At 45.9% G+C, this 16,977-nt stretch carries 20 protein-coding genes and 1 pseudogene; 14 read left to right on the forward strand and 7 right to left on the reverse strand.

Annotation, left to right across the window (positions count from 1 at the left end):
* Positions 1-126: 126 nt before the first annotated feature.
* A pseudogene (locus AEA42_RS00595) lies at positions 127-294 on the forward strand (methyl-accepting chemotaxis protein); the annotation flags it as partial.
* A 278-nt stretch (positions 295-572) separates the two neighbouring features.
* Here the strand turns inward: AEA42_RS00595 and AEA42_RS00600 are convergent.
* On the reverse strand, positions 573-1,295 hold the full coding sequence (locus AEA42_RS00600) for a 16S rRNA pseudouridine(516) synthase (protein WP_037429758.1): 723 nt from the start codon (positions 1,293-1,295) through the stop codon (positions 573-575).
* 14 nt (positions 1,296-1,309) lie between these two features.
* On the reverse strand, positions 1,310-1,930 hold the full coding sequence (locus AEA42_RS00605) for a metalloregulator ArsR/SmtB family transcription factor (protein ID WP_037429756.1): 621 nt from the start codon (positions 1,928-1,930) through the stop codon (positions 1,310-1,312).
* 146 nt (positions 1,931-2,076) lie between these two features.
* On the opposite strand from AEA42_RS00605, the gene AEA42_RS00610 reads away from it, so the two are divergent.
* From AEA42_RS00610 to AEA42_RS00620, 3 genes are all read left to right on the forward strand, one after another.
* Complete coding sequence (locus tag AEA42_RS00610) at positions 2,077-2,691, forward strand: NAD(P)H-dependent oxidoreductase (RefSeq protein ID WP_055646676.1); 615 nt, start codon at positions 2,077-2,079, stop codon at positions 2,689-2,691.
* Between the two features lie 50 nt (positions 2,692-2,741).
* Positions 2,742-3,158 carry a VOC family protein gene (locus AEA42_RS00615; RefSeq protein WP_055646677.1) on the forward strand — a complete coding sequence of 139 codons (417 nt, stop codon included), beginning with the start codon at positions 2,742-2,744 and terminating at the stop codon, positions 3,156-3,158.
* 170 nt (positions 3,159-3,328) lie between these two features.
* A complete protein-coding gene (locus tag AEA42_RS00620) occupies positions 3,329-3,799 on the forward strand; it encodes a YcxB family protein (protein ID WP_037429752.1) in 471 nt (156 codons plus the stop codon).
* 82 nt (positions 3,800-3,881) lie between these two features.
* Here the strand turns inward: AEA42_RS00620 and AEA42_RS00625 are convergent, their stop codons facing one another.
* A complete protein-coding gene (locus tag AEA42_RS00625; RefSeq protein WP_047537352.1) occupies positions 3,882-4,451 on the reverse strand; it encodes a GPR1/FUN34/YaaH family transporter in 570 nt (189 codons plus the stop codon).
* Between the two features lie 716 nt (positions 4,452-5,167).
* On the opposite strand from AEA42_RS00625, the gene AEA42_RS00630 reads away from it, so the two are divergent.
* The 5 genes from AEA42_RS00630 (at position 5,168) to AEA42_RS00650 (ending at position 9,022) form a co-directional block, all read left to right on the forward strand.
* On the forward strand, positions 5,168-5,404 hold the full coding sequence (locus AEA42_RS00630) for a hypothetical protein (RefSeq protein WP_037421337.1): 237 nt from the start codon (positions 5,168-5,170) through the stop codon (positions 5,402-5,404).
* 348 nt (positions 5,405-5,752) lie between these two features.
* The gene (locus AEA42_RS00635) at positions 5,753-6,616 is read left to right on the forward strand and encodes a MipA/OmpV family protein (RefSeq protein WP_037421340.1); all 864 of its coding nucleotides are present in this window, start codon (positions 5,753-5,755) and stop codon (positions 6,614-6,616) included.
* Between the two features lie 26 nt (positions 6,617-6,642).
* Positions 6,643-7,035, forward strand: a complete 393-nt coding sequence (locus AEA42_RS00640) for a DUF3019 domain-containing protein (RefSeq protein ID WP_080612404.1) — start codon at positions 6,643-6,645, stop codon at positions 7,033-7,035.
* Positions 7,035-7,748, forward strand: coding sequence for a winged helix-turn-helix domain-containing protein (locus AEA42_RS00645; RefSeq protein ID WP_011073412.1), 714 nt, complete (start codon positions 7,035-7,037; stop codon positions 7,746-7,748). The genes AEA42_RS00640 and AEA42_RS00645 overlap by 1 nt, the downstream gene beginning before the upstream one ends.
* 8 nt (positions 7,749-7,756) lie before the next feature.
* Positions 7,757-9,022: an ATP-binding protein gene (locus AEA42_RS00650; protein ID WP_055646678.1), complete on the forward strand. Its 1,266-nt coding sequence runs from the start codon at positions 7,757-7,759 to the stop codon at positions 9,020-9,022.
* A 42-nt stretch (positions 9,023-9,064) separates the two neighbouring features.
* Here AEA42_RS00650 and AEA42_RS00655 read toward each other — a convergent pair whose 3' ends face one another.
* Positions 9,065-9,373, reverse strand: coding sequence for a DUF1289 domain-containing protein (locus AEA42_RS00655; RefSeq protein WP_055646679.1), 309 nt, complete (start codon positions 9,371-9,373; stop codon positions 9,065-9,067).
* Positions 9,374-9,520: 147 nt separating this feature from the next.
* Between AEA42_RS00655 and AEA42_RS00660 the strand changes: the two genes are divergently transcribed.
* Positions 9,521-10,057, forward strand: coding sequence for a DUF4136 domain-containing protein (locus AEA42_RS00660; RefSeq protein WP_037429744.1), 537 nt, complete (start codon positions 9,521-9,523; stop codon positions 10,055-10,057).
* Positions 10,058-10,185: 128 nt separating this feature from the next.
* On the opposite strand, the gene cysM is transcribed toward AEA42_RS00660, so the two are convergent.
* Complete coding sequence (gene cysM / locus AEA42_RS00665) at positions 10,186-11,052, reverse strand: cysteine synthase CysM (RefSeq protein ID WP_348625483.1); 867 nt, start codon at positions 11,050-11,052, stop codon at positions 10,186-10,188.
* Positions 11,053-11,273: 221 nt separating this feature from the next.
* On the opposite strand from cysM, the gene cysP reads away from it, so the two are divergent.
* The 4 genes from cysP (at position 11,274) to AEA42_RS00685 (ending at position 15,307) form a co-directional block, all read left to right on the forward strand.
* Entirely contained in the window at positions 11,274-12,281 is a 1,008-nt protein-coding gene (gene cysP, locus AEA42_RS00670; protein WP_055646681.1) for a thiosulfate ABC transporter substrate-binding protein CysP, read from the forward strand.
* 174 nt (positions 12,282-12,455) lie between these two features.
* Complete coding sequence (cysT, locus tag AEA42_RS00675; protein WP_055646682.1) at positions 12,456-13,301, forward strand: sulfate/thiosulfate ABC transporter permease CysT; 846 nt, start codon at positions 12,456-12,458, stop codon at positions 13,299-13,301.
* A 9-nt stretch (positions 13,302-13,310) separates the two neighbouring features.
* Entirely contained in the window at positions 13,311-14,180 is an 870-nt protein-coding gene (cysW, locus tag AEA42_RS00680) for a sulfate ABC transporter permease subunit CysW (RefSeq protein ID WP_037429736.1), read from the forward strand.
* The gene (locus AEA42_RS00685; protein ID WP_055646683.1) at positions 14,177-15,307 is read left to right on the forward strand and encodes a TOBE-like domain-containing protein; all 1,131 of its coding nucleotides are present in this window, start codon (positions 14,177-14,179) and stop codon (positions 15,305-15,307) included. The genes cysW and AEA42_RS00685 overlap by 4 nt, the downstream gene beginning before the upstream one ends.
* A 123-nt stretch (positions 15,308-15,430) precedes the next feature.
* Here the strand turns inward: AEA42_RS00685 and AEA42_RS00690 are convergent, their stop codons facing one another.
* Both AEA42_RS00690 and AEA42_RS22785 read right to left on the reverse strand, forming a co-directional pair.
* Positions 15,431-16,576, reverse strand: a complete 1,146-nt coding sequence (locus AEA42_RS00690; RefSeq protein ID WP_055646684.1) for an HlyD family secretion protein — start codon at positions 16,574-16,576, stop codon at positions 15,431-15,433.
* Between the two features lies 1 nt (position 16,577).
* The gene (locus AEA42_RS22785; protein WP_082389593.1) at positions 16,578-16,889 is read right to left on the reverse strand and encodes a DUF3302 domain-containing protein; all 312 of its coding nucleotides are present in this window, start codon (positions 16,887-16,889) and stop codon (positions 16,578-16,580) included.
* Between the last annotated feature and the right edge of the window lie 88 nt (positions 16,890-16,977).

Below are 16,977 nucleotides of genomic sequence, written 5' to 3' on the forward strand. Positions count from 1 at the left end.
AAATGGACCATGCCAATCCACAATTGGAGCCTTTGTTTATCTCAGTTAGCGATTTATTTTGAAGGACGTTTAGATAGCGTGCTGGAAATTTAAAAATTAGCCTGACACAGAATTTTGAACGCCCTCGCTGAAGAGCAAAGTAGTGTGGCCGAAAGTATTAACCGTAGCATTATTGCGATCAGTGATATTACCGATGACTCGACTCGCTCAGCACATGAGCTAAGCGAGTCTGTTATAAACCTAACCAAACTGGCTAGCAGCATGCGTAATCAAGTCAGTGCATTCAGGCTCTAACACATTTTCACTGGCACAGCCGTGCTGTGCCAGACTAATGTTATCCTTACGTGTTTGTTACAGCGTCCTTCAAACAATCGTATGCCGAGGTGTATTGACGTTTCAGGATTATTTTTGCAACCCTTTGGTTCACGATCTATGCAAGATAAAGTCCGCGCAGTATCGCTATTTTACTTAACCTAATGAGCGAGCCAGAACGAAATTCAATCTCAAAACGTCAACATGCTCTTAGGGTAATGTTTTTAAGTGCATATCAGCGCTTTATGCACCGTCTCGAGTTACTTCATTTTTGAATGATAGATAGAGGCGACTTCTTGTGCCGTCAACATCCGGCTATCACTAGGGCTTAAGTGTTTATCTAGGGTAATCTCACCAATGGAAAGGCGGTGTAATCCCACCACTGGATTACGGAAACGACCAAACATCCGCTTGATTTGATGGTACTTCCCTTCCCTTAAAGTAACCTCTGCAATATGAGTGTCGAGGATAGTCAACTTTGCAGGCTGTGTGGTGATATCTTCAAAGCCAAAATACATGCCCTGCGCGAATGCCGCGACATAGTCCTCACTCAAGGGATTGGCTAAAGTCACTCGATACACTTTATCCACTTTTTGCTCGGGTGACATTAACGCCTCGGACCAACGACTATCATTGGTCAGTAACAATAAACCCGATGAGTTTAAATCTAACCGCCCAGCAATATGCAGCTCATGGCGAGCTTCGCAATCGAGTAAATCAATCACAGTGCGGTGCTCCTTGTCTTTGGTCGCACTCACTACCCCAACGGGCTTGTGCAACATCAAGTACACGGGCTGGTTGGCCTGTAAGACTTGCCCATCAAACACTATGTGGGAAAATTCATCCACCAGCAGATCGAGCGCTTTCGCAGGCTCGCCATCCACATACACACGCTCCGCCAGCAAGAGTTCTCGCACGGCTTTACGGTGAATTTGTAACTTAACAGCTAGGTATCTATCGAGACGACCGCGTTTTGATTGCATCACACCATCCTGCTCTAAGATAAAGGCGCAATGCGATAGGCACAGCGACGAGCGCCGTCGATGATATGCTCTTCACGGCTTACAGTAGCGATATCGGCAAATAACTGCTGGAATTGTTGCAGTTCGGAGCGGCAAAAGTTTTGGCACTTAGTCGCTGCGCTGCAAATTGGACAATGATTCTCAAGTAACCAGAACGCCCCATCCGCTTGTTCCTGCGTCGCCATATAGCCTTCGAGGGTACGTAACTCCACCAATTTAGTTAAACGACTGGTAATATCCGTCATACCTTGCATCGCGCTGCGATACTGTTGCATAGCAGTTTGCTCTCTATGCTCAATCAGTTTATCCAACCCCTGATCACCAAATATCATTTTTACGGAATCAATCAATTGCAAACTAAGCTCACTGTGGCGATCGGCAAAGTGGGTTCTACTCTGCTCCGTTAATCCCCAATACCGGGTTGGGCGTCCGCGGCCTTCAACTCTGTCTTCAATATCGACATCACCCGCCTCTTCTAAGGCTTGCAAATGCTGGCGAACGCCCATAGTGGTCAACGCAAGCTCTTCCGCTAGGGTCTTAGCCGTTAACGGGCCATGCAATTTGAGTAATTGAATAATCTTATCAGTAGTTTTCATATGCGCTCTCCGCTCTTCGCCTCGGATTATCCCTCAATCGCCCACCTTTTAACAGAATAAATAAAGTTTTTTATTTATTTTATCCTTTACATGATTAAATAAAGCAATTACCTTATAAATAATTTATAAACTAATAGGTTTACATAATGAACTTACTCATCATCAGCACCAGCCAAAAAGCCCACTCCCAAAGCGCTAAAGTCGCGAGATTCATAGCCGAAACCAGTTTTTTATCGCCCCATAGTGTCGGTTACGACGCTATCCATCACTTAGAACTTTGCCAGTTCAACCTGCCCTTTTGGGACGGTGAAGAAGACAACAAGGGCGAACATTGGCCTGAGATAGAGCAAAGAGTCGATGCTGCGGATGCCCTCGTTTTGATTACGCCCGAATGGGGTGGAATGGCATCGCCACTGCTTAAAAACTTCCTACTGATGTGTAGCCGTCAGGAAACTGCCCATAAGCCAGTGTTGCTGATTTCAGTTTGCAGCGGCATTAGCGGTGCTTACCCCATTGTGGAAGTCAAAATGAATGCACTCAAAAACAATAAATTAGTACCGATTCCCGACCATTTGATCATCCGTAATGTCGAGAATGTACTCAACGCTACGCCCCAAGGTACGCGGGATATCGACCTCAGAGAAAGAGTGCAATATAGCCTGTTTATGTTGCATCAATACGCCCAAGCCTTAGCGCCGATACGCCAACGCCATATTCATCAACCCTACCCCAAGCAGCAGGAATACTGCTACGGTATGTAAGCAGCTTGGATGTGAATCACACTGACTAAAATCATTACAAGGAACGCATTATGATCCATTTAGAGCACATCAACCTAGTCGTCGACGATATCCCTAAAGCACTCACTTTTTATCAAGCCGCCTTCCCACATTGGCGTGTCCGTGGCGGAGATAAAGGGACTTGGTACGGCAAGCCGCGCAATTGGATTCATTTTGGCGATGATTATCAATACATTGCCTTTAGCGATAACGGTGAAGGCGAAAACCGCGACTTAACGGGCCATCAAATTGGCTTAGCTCATTTTGCCTTTGTGGTGAGTGATTTAGATGAAGTGATAACAAGGCTAACCCAAGCTGGTTTTCCGATAGCCAAAGATGGCATGGAAGATCCCTATCGCCGCAATATCTACTTCTTCGATGCCCATGGATTTGAAGTCGAGTTTGTTGAGTATCTGAGTGATATTCCCACAGAGCGAAACCGCTATTAAGTCATAAGCAAACTATGGTGCAGGAACGGGCGCAGGTACGATAACAGGGTATTTTGCGCCGTATCGCTACTGCAGACTTATCCCAAAAATCGTTACTTTACGCAGCTAACCCGCTAAACTAACGCGCTATCCAGCTTTAGATAATTAAACTTTCGATTAGTAAATAAGACATGACCACACCCTATTGTTATTCCACAACTTACATCTTAGATAAAGCGCATTTTGACGAGTGTTATACCCAGTCCGTCAAACCCGATCCCACTCTCAAACCTTACTATAAAGCCATAGGTTTCGGGCTCATTGGCATTGCGCTGATTTTTGCGGATGTCAGCCTCTATCTAGCCTATTTCTTTGTTGGGCTCGGGGTGATTGAAGCATTAAATGTAAAATACAACAAAGCGTGGTGGTTGATGCGGCAAATGATGAGCAAAGCCGCCAATAATGAAGTCACCCTTATCATTGATGAGCAAGGTATCCACACAAAATCACAATATGTTAACGCTCAAATTCTCTGGACGGATATTTATCGTATTGTGCAAACGGATAAAGGGTTCCTAATCACCCATAAAACGGGGACCAGCTATATCTCTAACCGTAGTCTAGATAATGCCTGTATTGCATTTATCCAAACCAAAATCTGATGTCGTAAGTTTTAACATTACTGACCCGTCAAAAATGCAAAAGGCTGAATGATTCAGCCTTTTGCATAAACTAAGAACTCAGTTAGACCTTAGCTTTAAGCTCGCCTATCGGTAAAATAGTTCGGCCATATTCATTATTAAGCACTTGCGCCATGGCAAAGTAAATTGCACTCGCACCACAGATAATCCCTTCAAAACCCGCGATGGTGCCAATAAGCGCACTGCCAGTAAAATCTCTCGCCGCCAGAAGGAAGAATAGAATCGTCAACGAAGCAAACACAAACTGCTTAGCCCTTGGATAACGTAGCGAACCGACGAACATAAAGGCTGTAAAAATTCCCCAAAGGGTTAAGTACCATCCCATAAAATAGGTTGGGCTCGCCGCAACCCCAGCATTTGGCATTAAAATAAGCCCAACTAAGGTCAACCAGAATAAGCCGTAAGAGGTAAAGGCGGTTGTACCAAAGGTATCACCACGCATAAAGCACATAATGCCCACGATAATTTGACCCAGTCCGCCATAGAAAATCCCCATAGCTAAGATCATCGAGTCAATCGGAAAGTACCCTGCATTATGAATGTTTAGCAGGATAGTCGTCATACCAAAGCCCATTAAACCTAATGGAGCCGGATTCGCCAGTTTTGTCGACACAGAAAGTCCCCAAAATGATAAGTAAATTTCAGTACAATAATTTGCACTTATAGTTCGATAAAAAGCGGCGAAGTTTAGATAACAACAAAGAAGATCACAATCTAAATCTTATAATCATAACAAATAAACAAATTAACCATTAAAATCATCAAGATAAAAAATTAATAAATAAAAAATCTACAGGCTAAAAATTAATCTCTTAAGATTCAAATATCTATAACACATGGGTAAAAATAGTGCGCCAAATCTTATTTATAGGGCAATTTTGCTATAGTTCAAACTTTCTACACTCCTATCAACAAATGCACTCTCTAGTAATCCGTAAAAACCATCAAAAAGATTAACTTCATCCCATAAATAGACCAAAGTTGAGATAAGTCTATTTTTAAACATATTAATTACAAATATGCTGCTCTGGATGATGAAACTTAAGGGTGGTAAGAACGTCATAGTAAAATAAGCTCAGCTTGGTAGTGGAAAATCAGGGGGATTCGCGCGGTTTACGAAGGATGAGATCGGCATTTTTGACTGGCAAGGCACTTAAGCCTGCCCATAAAACAACCATGATAATTCGACAAAAAATAGCTGACAAAATGAGTGAAAAATTATTTATATCTAAAAAATAATAGCAATGATAAATTGCTATCTGTTGACGCAGCGGCATGATGGGAAACCAGTTAGGCTGTTGTTAACTATCAATAACTAAAGGAAATAAAATGAAAACGTTATCAGCTGTTATCACCCTGTCGGCGCTAATCAGTTTTGCTAGCTTTGCCGATGAATCAACACTTCCTCCTGCACCTGCAAATGATATCGCTCAACTGACCGAAGTATGCCAACAGATGGCATCTGAAGATCAGATTGAAAATGCCGAGCTTAAACAATATGTCCTCGACTGCGTGAATGACCAGCTAACAGAAATGGGCTATCAGACACTAAAAGAACTCAACTGATCGGTTTTACTTCCTTTAGCTCCTGGCTGTAATCAAGTTTCATCGAGTTTTACTAATGCCATTCCGACAATGAATGGCATTTTATTTGCTGCACCAACCCAAATTAGTAACACTAGCGCCCAAAAAGCAAAACAGTATAAATACAACACACCAACGTCGACAAAAGCGCTAAGCAAGTACATTTTATACTTTTATGATGTCTTTCAATTGATTACGAGATCTACATATATGCTATTTGTATGATATCTGTATCATTTTGCATCCCTTCAGGTGAAAGCACTGTGGAATTAAGCATAAAATGCTAATCTGTTGCCCATTACCGACTGTCATTAAATCCGAACGCATATCATGTATCGAACATTATTAATCTTACTCACCGCGCTTAGCCTACCTTCTATTGGAATGGCCAAAGAACCGTGCGTCACTAAAGATGAATGTATTGAAATGCGCAACTGGGATTTAGGCGTGGCGGTCGGTTGGGGACAAAAAACCAACCCTCTTAGGGATTTTGATGATATTCCGGTCTTTTTTATCCCAACTGTAGCTTACTATGGTGATCATTGGTTTTTTGATAACGGTAACTTAGGCTATAGCTTAGTTGAGCAGCAATATTTCAGCGTCAACTTAGTGACCAGCTATAGCATGGATAGAGCTTATTTCTATCGCTGGGACCCTTCGAATATCTTTTTGGAGCGAAGTTCACAGGATGGGGCGAGAATGCTCTCGACCAAGACAGTTCTCAGCAGTGAACCCGAACCCGTGTTTAATTCCTTAGAATCGCGTAACTTTACGTTATTAGGTGGCGCTGAAGCATTTATTTATACCCCATTAGGCGTAGTTAGGTTAGCCTACACCCATGATATGTTTGATGTGCATCAAGGCGCTGAAGCGCAAATTAAATGGACCTATGGTTGGCATTTAACCCGCTGGGTAATGGATATGTCACTCGTATTTGATTGGAAAAGTACCAACGTCGTCGACTATTACTATGGTGTACGCCCGAGTGAAAATGATTATTGGAGCAAACATTACCATGCTGATGCTGGCTGGAATAAAGGGGTCGAAATGACAGCCCGTTATATCTTAACTGATAACTGGGATATGCTCTTTGCGTTCCGCTACACACAAATTGCAGATGAAATAGCCGCCAGTCCCTTGCTCAATCAAGACTATAGCAGCACTTATTTTATTGGCGCAGCGTATAGGTTTTAACAAGAGTGACGCCCCTTCATATTAGGATGCTATGCATATTCGGTCTAAGCGTTAGCTTAATGGGACCGACTCACGCACTTGCCGCTCCAAATGAAGAGTCAAAATTAAAACTGACCCCTGAAATCTGTATCACGGGGGATGAAAACCAAGCCTGTGAAATCCGTGTAGAGTTGCAGTGGCAACTCGCTAAAAATGAGCTGGTTTGTATCTTATCTGACAACAATGCCTATCCTAAATGGTGCAGCGAATCGCTAGAACAACATGAAATCACATTGAATGTCAGTACGCTAAACGATATTCACTTTGTTCTGGTCAGTAAGGATACCAACCAAACACTGGCTGGAGCCAAATTAAAAATCACGTCGACCTCGCAGCCTCAGGTGCGCAGACGTTACCGTAACCCTTGGAGTTTATTTTAATGACGAATCCACAATCACCCCACAGAGTGTTATTGGTTGAAGATGATGTCCGTCTCGCGAATTTAATCGTAGATTATTTGAAATCCCACGGCATGCACGTTGAAGTAGAGCGTCGTGGCGACACAGTGTTAACCCGCTTAATCAACTATAAGCCTGATATCATCCTGCTAGACATTATGTTGCCAGGAATTGATGGCCTTAGCCTGTGCGAAAAGTTACCCGATTACTTTGCTGGCCCGATCCTGTTGATGAGTGCCTTAGGCTCAAGCGAAGATCAAATCAAAGGGCTAGAACTCGGTGCCGACGACTATGTGGTTAAACCCGTTGATCCTGCCCTGCTGGTTGCCCGTATCAACAACCTATTACGCCGCCAAAACCAACCGCCTCAGGCCGAATCCCATTGCCTGACTTTTGGTAAACTCAGTATCGATCCCCATACCCATGCAATTCGACTCGACAACAAAGAAGTCGACCTCACCAGCCATGAGTTTGAACTCCTGTGGTTACTGGCATCACAGGCAGGACAAGTACTGAGTCGTCAATATATCTATCAATTACTGCTCAATATTGATTTTGATGGTAAAGACAGAAAGATCGATGTGCGGATCTCAAGACTTCGCAAAAAGCTCAACGACAATATTGAGACCCCCTTCAGAATCAAAACCGTTTGGGGACAAGGCTATCTCTTCGCCCCTGAGGCTTGGAACAACTAAGAACTCCCGTGAAACGTCTCTTTATCAGCTTATATTTACTGCTGAGTCTCAGTTTTCTGGGCATAGGCTGGACACTGGACAGCCTATGGAAGAAAAATGTAGATGAAAATAATCCCTTAGATGCTCCTCTGGTTGCATTTGCCCAGCTGTTGACCCAGCTTCCAGAGGAGAGCCGCCACGATTACTTAGAAGCACTCACAACCGATAGTCAGCTGCCGTTAAATCTACTCAGTCCAGATCAAATTGCACTGGCGAAAGATCAAGTTCTGACACCCAATCATGTAGTCACCACCACAACCAGTGAGGGCGAACAATTCCAGTTTATTCAGGTAGATGAACAAGTATTAATGGCGGGTCCTATTGAGATAGACCCCAGAGCCGATCTGCGTAATTTATTCACTCTGTTTTTCTATTTGTCACTCGCACTCGTCGCTTTGATTTGGGTTGGACCACTCTCGCGGGACTTAAGCATATTGCGTAAGGCCACAAAGGATTTTGGCGAAGCCAAATGGGATACTCGCATCAATCTCTCGAACCGCTCTCAGGTAAAACCCTTAGCCAATACCTTTAATGAAATGGCGAGGCATATCAGCGCATTGATTGAAAACCAAAAACATTTGTCCAATGCGGTTTCCCACGAGATTCGCACGCCCCTTGCGCGACTTAAATTCGCCCTCGCCTTAATGCCCATGTACTGCCAACCTGACTCTGACGAACAAAAGCGTCAGGATTTTCTCAATGAAATGCAGCTCGACATTAAGGAAATGGAAAACCTACTGCAAGAATTACTCACCTACGCCAGTTTAGAATCCCAGCGTGAAATGCCTCTAGATGAATACGATCTTATCACCTTGATTAATCAATCCATTAAACGTTTAAGTGCATTGAGTGAAACCCCAATAACCTTGCATACAGATATAGATACCCTGCCCTTATTTGGCGAACCAGCATTGATTGAGCGAGCACTGCAAAATCTACTGACCAATGCACAGCGTTTTGCTCGCCATCAAATCTTGATTGAAGTCAGCCAAACCCAGCAACGGGTAACACTAAGTGTGAGCAATGATGGAGAGCCTATCCCTGAGGTGGATTTACCTAAAGTGTTCGAGCCCTTTTACCGCAGCCAATCGGTGCAAAATGGCAATAAGGGTCATGGTTTAGGTTTAGCGATTATCAAGCGGATCATGCAGCGTCATCAGGGTGAGGTCAATGTCACCAGCCATCCAGCCCAGACGCGTTTCACCTTAAGCTGGCCGAAAAAGCGGCAAATTTAGCACCTCTAGTTTGTATCATCTTATCAAAAAGGCTCATTGAGATTATTCGTCGAGAGCAAGATCGCCTAAATCCAACTCTGTGGCGGTCTGTGGCGCAAAATCAAGCTGTGGATTGATAGCGGCCCGCTCCTGCTCAAGTGCTTGCTGACGCGCCTTATACAAGGCCAGCTCCCGCCGACGTTTCCGTTGATGACATAAACGGATCACATCATGTTTTTCGGCATCGGTAAAATGCAACCAATTAAACCGCTCATCACGACTGCGCAGGCAACCTTTACAATAGCCCCGCGCATCGGTTTGGCATACACCGATACAAGGGCTAGGAATATCGAAAAAGGCTAACTGTTCCATGATCTTGGGCTACTCTGCCAGTTTAAGTACGTAAAATGTGTGACCTTCTATACTTAACAAAAATCAAACACTTTTCACTAAATTACTTGCAGTCTTACTGTTAATCAAGGCACATTGAATACTGTTCGTACAATTTGGAGTGCAATGATGAGATACAAATACATCGCCAGTTTGTTCATCGCCACGGTCTTTTTAAGTGCTTGCAGCACTAAGCCGAAAAACGATTACGATCTCAATTATAACTTTAAGGCATTGCAGAGTTTCTCGCAGCTTGCTCCACAGCCCAACGACGATCCGCTCAGTGCCCAGCGTATTCAAACCGAAATCACCCAGCAATTAAGCCAAAAAGGCTTTACCGAAAATGCTTCTTCCCCCGATTTTAAAGTCGCCTATGGCTTACTGACCCAAGACAAGCCTAAAGACTCAGGTCTATCTATAGGCTTAGGCACGGGCAGTTTTGGCCGTTCTGGCGGCATTGGCATAGGCACCAGCGTTGGCGTGCCTCTTGGCAGCGACACAGCAAAAATTCAAACCATTCAAATTGATATTATCGATGCTAAAACCAATAAGCTGATTTGGCGCGGTACCGATAGTTTCGATTTTGATGCGGGCGGCGATAAAAAAGCCCAAGACACCGCTAAGGCGGTAAGCCGGATTTTGGCGCAGTTTCCACCGCAGCCATAATCATTTGACCATAATGGTTAAAGCGATGCTTGAAACTATTAGGGCTTAAGCAATAAAAATGGGCGATACACGCCCATTTTTATTACAGAAGACATCCCAAATGCGAGGATCAGGGGGTAGAACGCGGCTTAAGAAAATAGCCCAGATGATAGATAACGATCGCCCCTATCGCATACAATCGCAACCACAACGGCCCCCGGATTCTGCCTCGCTATCTCAAGTGCCGCAAATACCGCGCCGCCAGAACTCACGCCAGCACAAATCCCCTCTTCTCGCGCTAAGGCTCGTGCCATGGTTTTGGCATCTTGCTCTTCTATATCCATGACTAAATCGACACGGGCTGCATCAAAAATACCCGGTAAATATTCCTGCGGCCAGCGGCGAATCCCTGGTATCGAACTGCCATTAGCGGGTTGTAGCCCGACAATGGTGATATCGGGGTTGCGGCTTTTTAGGTATTTCGACACACCCATAATGGTACCTGTGGTACCCATGCTGGAAACAAAGTGAGTGATCTTGCCTTGGCTCTGCTGCCAAATCTCTGGGCCAGTTGTGAGAAAATGCGCATTTGCGTTATCTTGATTATTGAACTGATCCAGCACCTTACCTTTGCCTTGAGCCTGAAGATCTAAAGCCAAATCACGCGCAGCCTCCATATTGTCCACCAGCAGCAGCTCGGCGCCATAGGCCTGCATGGCATCCTTACGCTCTTGGGTCGAATTCGACGGCATAATCAGGATCATCTTGTAGCCTTTAATCGCTGCGGCCATCGCTAAGGCGATGCCCGTATTACCACTTGTGGCTTCAATCAAAGTATCACCAGGTGTGATTTCTTGGCGAAGCTCCGCCTGGTTAATCATATTCAGTGCAGCACGATCCTTTACCGAGCCAGCGGGATTATTGCCCTCTAGCTTTAACAGTACCGTAGAGCTCCCGCAATCCAACCGTTGCAGACGAACTAGCGGCGTTTGCCCGATACAGGCTTCAATAGTCATAAAGTCAGACACAGGGTTTATCCTTTATTTGATAAAAGCAACTCGCATAGGGATATTTTAAGGGGCTTAGCCACAACAAACACGATGAATATCACCTATGGCATACAATTAATTGCTCATAGTTATTCAAAAAAGTTCTATTTAACTAGCTTTTTATAAGTAAAAACTTCAATTACTCTATCTCTATACCCTGACACAGTTGCCAGATTAAGGAGCACAAAATGCCAGTAAAATTCACTAAGGCCCTGCTAGGAACCCTATTACTGGGCGCTTCCCTCAATGCCGCAGCCGCCGATCAGACCTTACTTAATTCTTCTTACGATATCTCACGGGAATTATTTAGTGCCTATAACCCAGTATTTGCTAAACATTGGCAAGAAAAAACCGGTAAAACGGTTGAAATCAAACAGTCCCATGCAGGTTCTTCAGCGCAGGCTCGCTCGATTCTGCAAGGCTTACCCGCGGATGTGGTGACTTTTAACCAAGTCACCGATGTGCAAATTCTGCATGATCGCGGCAAGTTGATCCCAGAAAACTGGCAACAACTGCTGCCTAATGCCAGTTCACCTTACTACTCTACCATTGCGTTTTTAGTGCGTAAGGGCAATCCAAAACAAATCAGCGACTGGAATGATTTAGCTAAAGATGACGTTAAGCTGGTGTTCCCGAATCCAAAAACCTCAGGTAATGCTCGTTACACTTATTTAGCCGCCTTAGGTTATGCCCAGAAAAACTATGGCAAAGATAATCAGGCTTCTTTAGATGCGTTTTTGAAAAAGTTCCTTGGTAACGTTGCCGTATTTGACACAGGCGGCCGTGGTGCAACCACGTCGTTTGTTGAGCGTGGCATCGGCGATGTGTTGATCACCTTCGAATCTGAAGTTAACAATATTCGTCAGCAATATGGCGCCGATGATTACCAAGTTGTCGTGCCTAAAACCTCGATTCTGGCAGAATTCCCCGTTGCCGTAGTAGAGAAAAATGCTAAGCGTAACGGCACGCAAGAATTAGCGACCGAGTATCTAACCTATCTCTACAGCGAAGAATCACAACGTTTGTTAGCCGGATTTAACTACCGCGTTCACAATGAGAAAGTGGTTGCCGAATTTACCAAACAGTTCCCTGCGGTGGAGTTAATGACCGTTGAGCAAATCATTGGTAACTGGGACAACGCGATGAAGACCCAATTTGCCAATGGCGCTAAACTGGATCAGTTATTAAAGCGTTGATCATCAGCTTGGGTACCTAAGTCATCAAACCTACAACCCGGGCAATGTCCCGGGTTTTGTGGTTATATCGCAATAAAGATAAACATCAGCAGTCTTTATCGCGATTGAGCAATAACGTGCTAATGGCATAATAATATTGGATTAACTCCATTAACCTTATCGGGTGGTTATTCAGTGATATTTAATAATGGGCGCTTACGCAACAAGCGGGTTTTGCCGGGGTTTAGTATCAGCCTAGGTGTGTCTTTGCTGTTTGTCAGCTTGATTCTCTTGCTCCCCACCACAGGCCTGATTATGCAAACTAGCCAGATGAGCTGGGCCGAGTATTGGGGCGTGATTACCGATCCCCGCGTACTAGCAAGCTACAAAGTCACTATCTTGTCGGCACTGGCCGCCTCCCTATTTAACTGTCTTTTCGGGCTATTACTCGCCTGGGTATTGGTTCGTTATGAGTTTCCAGGTAAACGCCTCCTCGACGCCTTAGTCGATTTACCCTTTGCCTTACCCACAGCCGTCGCGGGTATTACCTTAGCCACTCTCTATGCTGAAAATGGTCAGATTGGTAGCCTATTGGCCGAAATTGGCATCAAAGTGGCCTATACGCCATTGGGGATTGTGGTCGCGATGATCTTCACCAGCATTCCCTTCGTGGTGCGCACCGTCCAGCCCGTATTGGAAGAGTTATCCCACGATGAAGAAGAAGCTGGCATGACCTTAGGCGCAACCGATAGCGCGGTGTTTTGGCGGGTGATTTTGCCCTCACTGTGGCCAGCTTTAATGGTTGGCACGGCACTGTCTTTTACCCGCAGTCTTGGAGAATTTGGCGCGGTGATTTTTATCGCCGGTAATATGCCCTACATCAGTGAAATCACCTCATTGATGATCTTTGTTCGCTTACAGGAGTTTGATTTTGCTGGCGCAAGTGCCATTGCATCTATCGTGCTGATAACATCTTTACTGCTGTTACTGCTGATTAACCTGTGGCAAGCGCGTTATTTACGCCGTATTCACGGCCGATAAGGAGCCACCATGAACTCATTTAAACCTTTAAGAGTCGGTGAAGCGCCCCTTATCAAATGGAGCCTAATCACCCTAGCAGTCTTCTTGGCCATGGTGTTATTACTGCTGCCGTTAGTCAGTATTTTCCAGCAGGCCTTTGTCGGTGGCTGGGAGCGTTATATCGAGCATCTGAGCCAACCCGACTCACTCCACGCGATTGGGTTGACCCTTATGGTCGCGGCGCTCACCGTGCCGATAAACTTAGTGTTTGGGGTCATGCTCGCTTGGAGCGTGACACGCTTTGAGTTTCCAGGGCGTAAGTTACTCATTACCTTGATTGATATCCCCTTTGCCGTATCGCCCGTGGTCGCAGGCTTACTCTATCTACTACTTTACGGCAACAGCGGCTGGCTTGGCGCTTGGCTGTTTGAGCACGATTTACAGATCATGTTTGCTTGGCCGGGCATTTTATTAGTCACCATTTTCGTGACTTGCCCCTTTGTTGCCCGAGAATTAATCCCCTTGATGCAGCAACAGGGTGCATCGGAGGAAGAAGCAGCGGTCATCCTTGGCGCCTCATGGTGGCAACTGTTTCGCCGCGTGACTCTGCCCAATATCAAGTGGGCACTGATTTATGGGGTGATCCTCACCAACGCTAGGGCCGTGGGTGAATTTGGTGCCGTTGCCGTGGTATCTGGCAATATCCGTGGTGAAACCAACACCTTACCTTTGCATGTGCAATTACTTTACGAAGATTATCAGGCCGAAGCCGCCTTCGCGAGCGCGTCACTGCTTGCCTTGATCGCCCTATTTACCTTACTGCTAAAAGCCTTAGTAGAGTGGCGCCAACAACGCAGCTTATCCGCCAATGACAACCAAGAGCAGAGCCAATCATTATGAGTATTCGTTTAACTAATATTTCCAAAAAATTTGGCCAATTTCAGGCGCTCTCGCCGCTCAATCTGGATATTCAAGAAGGCGAGATGATAGGTCTTCTCGGCCCTTCCGGCTCGGGTAAAACCACCCTATTGCGGATTATTGCTGGCCTTGAGGGCGCGGATAGCGGTCAAATCCATTTCGGTAATCGCGATGTAACCCAAGTGCATGTACGCGATCGCAGAGTCGGGTTTGTTTTCCAAAACTACGCCCTGTTCCGTCATATGACGGTAGCCGATAACGTCGCCTTTGGACTCGAAGTCATTCCGAAAAATCAGCGCCCGTCTAAGGCTGAAATCCAAAAGCGCGTCAGCCATTTACTCGAAATGGTGCAACTTGGGCACCTAGCACAGCGTTACCCTGAGCAGCTCTCGGGTGGACAAAAACAGCGTATAGCCTTGGCCCGCGCCTTAGCGACTCAGCCCGAAGTACTGTTACTCGATGAGCCCTTTGGCGCCCTCGATGCCAAGGTGCGTAAAGAACTGCGCCGCTGGCTACGCAGCCTTCACGATGAGCTGAAATTCACTAGCGTGTTTGTTACCCACGATCAGGACGAGGCCTTAGAGCTTTCCGATAGAGTAGTGGTGATGAGCAACGGCCATATTGAGCAGGTCAATACCCCTATTGAGTTGTATGCCCAACCCAATAGCCGCTTTGTGTTTGATTTCTTAGGTAACGTCAATCGTTTTGAGGCGAGCTGGCAACAGAATCGTTGGACCAATGGTGACGCCTTCTTAGTGCCTCCTGAGCAAGCGCCACTGCAACAAAACGGCGCGCTCTATGTGCGTAGCCATGAGCTGGCACTGGCGGATAAACCCAATAGCCAAGCCCATATTCCTTTTACCATAGTGGCGATAACACCGGTTGGCGCAGAAGTGCGTGTCGAACTGGCGCCTATCGGCTGGCAGAGTGAAGAACTGTGGGAAGCCACCTTTACCCACCACCATCTGCAAGAATTAGGGCTGCAAAAAGGCAGTGTGGTCTACGCCACCCCAAGAACGGGTTATTTCTTTGCTGAACAAGGTGATGGTTCGCCTATCCGTCAAAGCTGGCCCTTCCTGCCACCGGGCAGCTTAGTCTTCGATATTTAATCGCAGCCAGCATTCACCTACTGCATACAACAAAAAGCGCTGACAGTCTTGTCAGCGCTTTTTTAGTCACTCTCAAACATCTTAAAACCAGATCCAAGCAAAGTGGTTAGATTAACACTCCCACTAGTGACCATCGAAGAACAGATAGTTTAACCAGCCCTGCATCCGTAGCAGCACTTTGCGCATCACAGCGACATGGTGAAAATGTTCGCTATACACAGCCACTTGTCCCGCTACTCCAGCTGGGAATTGACGGCGTATCGCATCGTCTTCAATATCGATTAATACGATAACCCGCCCTGTTTGGAATAGCTGATTGGAAGATTGCAGCGTGCCATTCATCTGGATCTCACCCTCTGCCATCGCAGGGAGTACCTTAGCGACTTTGCCCTTAAACACTTGTCCAGGCGCCGCATCTAATACCACTTCGGCCTCATCGCCCTCCTGTAAACGCAGCAGCGAATTTTGCCAGAATGCACCGGCAAAATACCGCTGTTCATCGGGGATAAAACTCATCACCGGCCGTAAAGGTAAGGGAACCGCCATCGCCCCTGGACGCAGCGCCATTTGGGTGACAATACCATCGGCGGGCGCCCGCACAATAGTTTGCTCGAGATTATACAGTGCGCTTTCAAGATCACCCTGTAGTCCGGCAACTTTAGAATTAACCCCATCCACATTGGACTCATAGGCAAGACGCGCACGTAACTCTTCCGCTCGCGCCGCAGTAAGTTGTGCTTCAGAGGCTAAATACAATTGTTGTTTATTGTCTAATTCCAGCGCAGTAAAAGGCGAGTTCGCCCCACCTTTACGATGGCCTTGTTCATAACGGTCATAGGCTGATTTATTGCGATCTCTATCTGCGGCAACTCTCGCCACATTTGCCTTAGCGGTTTCCAATGCAGCCTCAAGTTGTGGCACCTCTTGCTCCGCTGCTAACAACGCTGCTTTTTTAGTTTTAACAACAGCTTCATAGGGCGTTGGATCGATGCGAAACAGCACATCCCCATGTTTAATCGGCGTATTAGGTTTGACATCAACAGAAGTCACTATGCCTTTGACAGCAGGCGTAATGGGAATAGTCACATAGTATTCCCGCGCAAAACGTGAATAGGGATGGTTGTAGTTCATTATCAGCAACAGCGCCCCAATAAGAATCACGCCTCCTAATACGGCGGTTGGCACTGTCCATTTGTTCATCGGGATCTTAAAGACTTTAAAAATCACAATACAAAAGGAGGCATAGGTTAATATCAATAGTAAATCCATGTTATACCTCGGCTTTTGGGCTTACGACAGTGGAAGTAGCAGCAATGGTCTCAACGCTTGCTGCTGCCGGAGTGGGAATAGGCGCCGATTCAAGTTGCTCAAGCTTTGCCTGTAAGGCCATGACTGTTTCCCTTAGCGCTTTAACATCATCCTCCAATGCCTGCTCGCGCTTCATCACAGTGCTAAATCCCCAGCCTCGGTCCTCTCGATACAAGGTCGCCCAAATCCATAAAAAAGGCCAAATTGCATGTAACGTGAATAAACTTACCCAGCCCTGAAGGATCCCCTCATAAATCAGCCATAGCATAGCCATATTTGAGCAACTGATTGGCGAATAATACCCAGGCCGCCAGCAATTCTTTCTCCGTGATTTGATAATCAGGCCGCCTGAGTACCTCCAA

The organism is Shewanella sp. Sh95 (assembly GCF_001308045.1).
Classification (GTDB): domain Bacteria; phylum Pseudomonadota; class Gammaproteobacteria; order Enterobacterales; family Shewanellaceae; genus Shewanella; species Shewanella xiamenensis.

What these genes read in the sequence shown, in the direction of transcription:
- AEA42_RS00600 (WP_037429758.1), bottom strand. Translation starts at nt 1,295, where the DNA reads ATGCAATCAAAACGCGGTCGTCTCGATAGATACCTAGCTGTTAAGTTA.
- AEA42_RS00605 (WP_037429756.1), bottom strand. Translation starts at nt 1,930, where the DNA reads ATGAAAACTACTGATAAGATTATTCAATTACTCAAATTGCATGGCCCG.
- AEA42_RS00610 (WP_055646676.1), top strand. Translation starts at nt 2,077, where the DNA reads ATGAACTTACTCATCATCAGCACCAGCCAAAAAGCCCACTCCCAAAGC.
- AEA42_RS00615 (WP_055646677.1), top strand. Translation starts at nt 2,742, where the DNA reads ATGATCCATTTAGAGCACATCAACCTAGTCGTCGACGATATCCCTAAA.
- AEA42_RS00620 (WP_037429752.1), top strand. Translation starts at nt 3,329, where the DNA reads ATGACCACACCCTATTGTTATTCCACAACTTACATCTTAGATAAAGCG.
- AEA42_RS00630 (WP_037421337.1), top strand. Translation starts at nt 5,168, where the DNA reads ATGAAAACGTTATCAGCTGTTATCACCCTGTCGGCGCTAATCAGTTTT.
- AEA42_RS00635 (WP_037421340.1), top strand. Translation starts at nt 5,753, where the DNA reads ATGTATCGAACATTATTAATCTTACTCACCGCGCTTAGCCTACCTTCT.
- AEA42_RS00640 (WP_080612404.1), top strand. Translation starts at nt 6,643, where the DNA reads ATGCTATGCATATTCGGTCTAAGCGTTAGCTTAATGGGACCGACTCAC.
- AEA42_RS00645 (WP_011073412.1), top strand. Translation starts at nt 7,035, where the DNA reads ATGACGAATCCACAATCACCCCACAGAGTGTTATTGGTTGAAGATGAT.
- AEA42_RS00655 (WP_055646679.1), bottom strand. Translation starts at nt 9,373, where the DNA reads ATGGAACAGTTAGCCTTTTTCGATATTCCTAGCCCTTGTATCGGTGTA.
- AEA42_RS00660 (WP_037429744.1), top strand. Translation starts at nt 9,521, where the DNA reads ATGAGATACAAATACATCGCCAGTTTGTTCATCGCCACGGTCTTTTTA.
- cysM (WP_348625483.1), bottom strand. Translation starts at nt 11,052, where the DNA reads ATGACTATTGAAGCCTGTATCGGGCAAACGCCGCTAGTTCGTCTGCAA.
- cysP (WP_055646681.1), top strand. Translation starts at nt 11,274, where the DNA reads ATGCCAGTAAAATTCACTAAGGCCCTGCTAGGAACCCTATTACTGGGC.
- cysW (WP_037429736.1), top strand. Translation starts at nt 13,311, where the DNA reads ATGAACTCATTTAAACCTTTAAGAGTCGGTGAAGCGCCCCTTATCAAA.
- AEA42_RS00685 (WP_055646683.1), top strand. Translation starts at nt 14,177, where the DNA reads ATGAGTATTCGTTTAACTAATATTTCCAAAAAATTTGGCCAATTTCAG.
- AEA42_RS00690 (WP_055646684.1), bottom strand. Translation starts at nt 16,576, where the DNA reads ATGGATTTACTATTGATATTAACCTATGCCTCCTTTTGTATTGTGATT.
- AEA42_RS22785 (WP_082389593.1), bottom strand. Translation starts at nt 16,889, where the DNA reads ATGGCTATGCTATGGCTGATTTATGAGGGGATCCTTCAGGGCTGGGTA.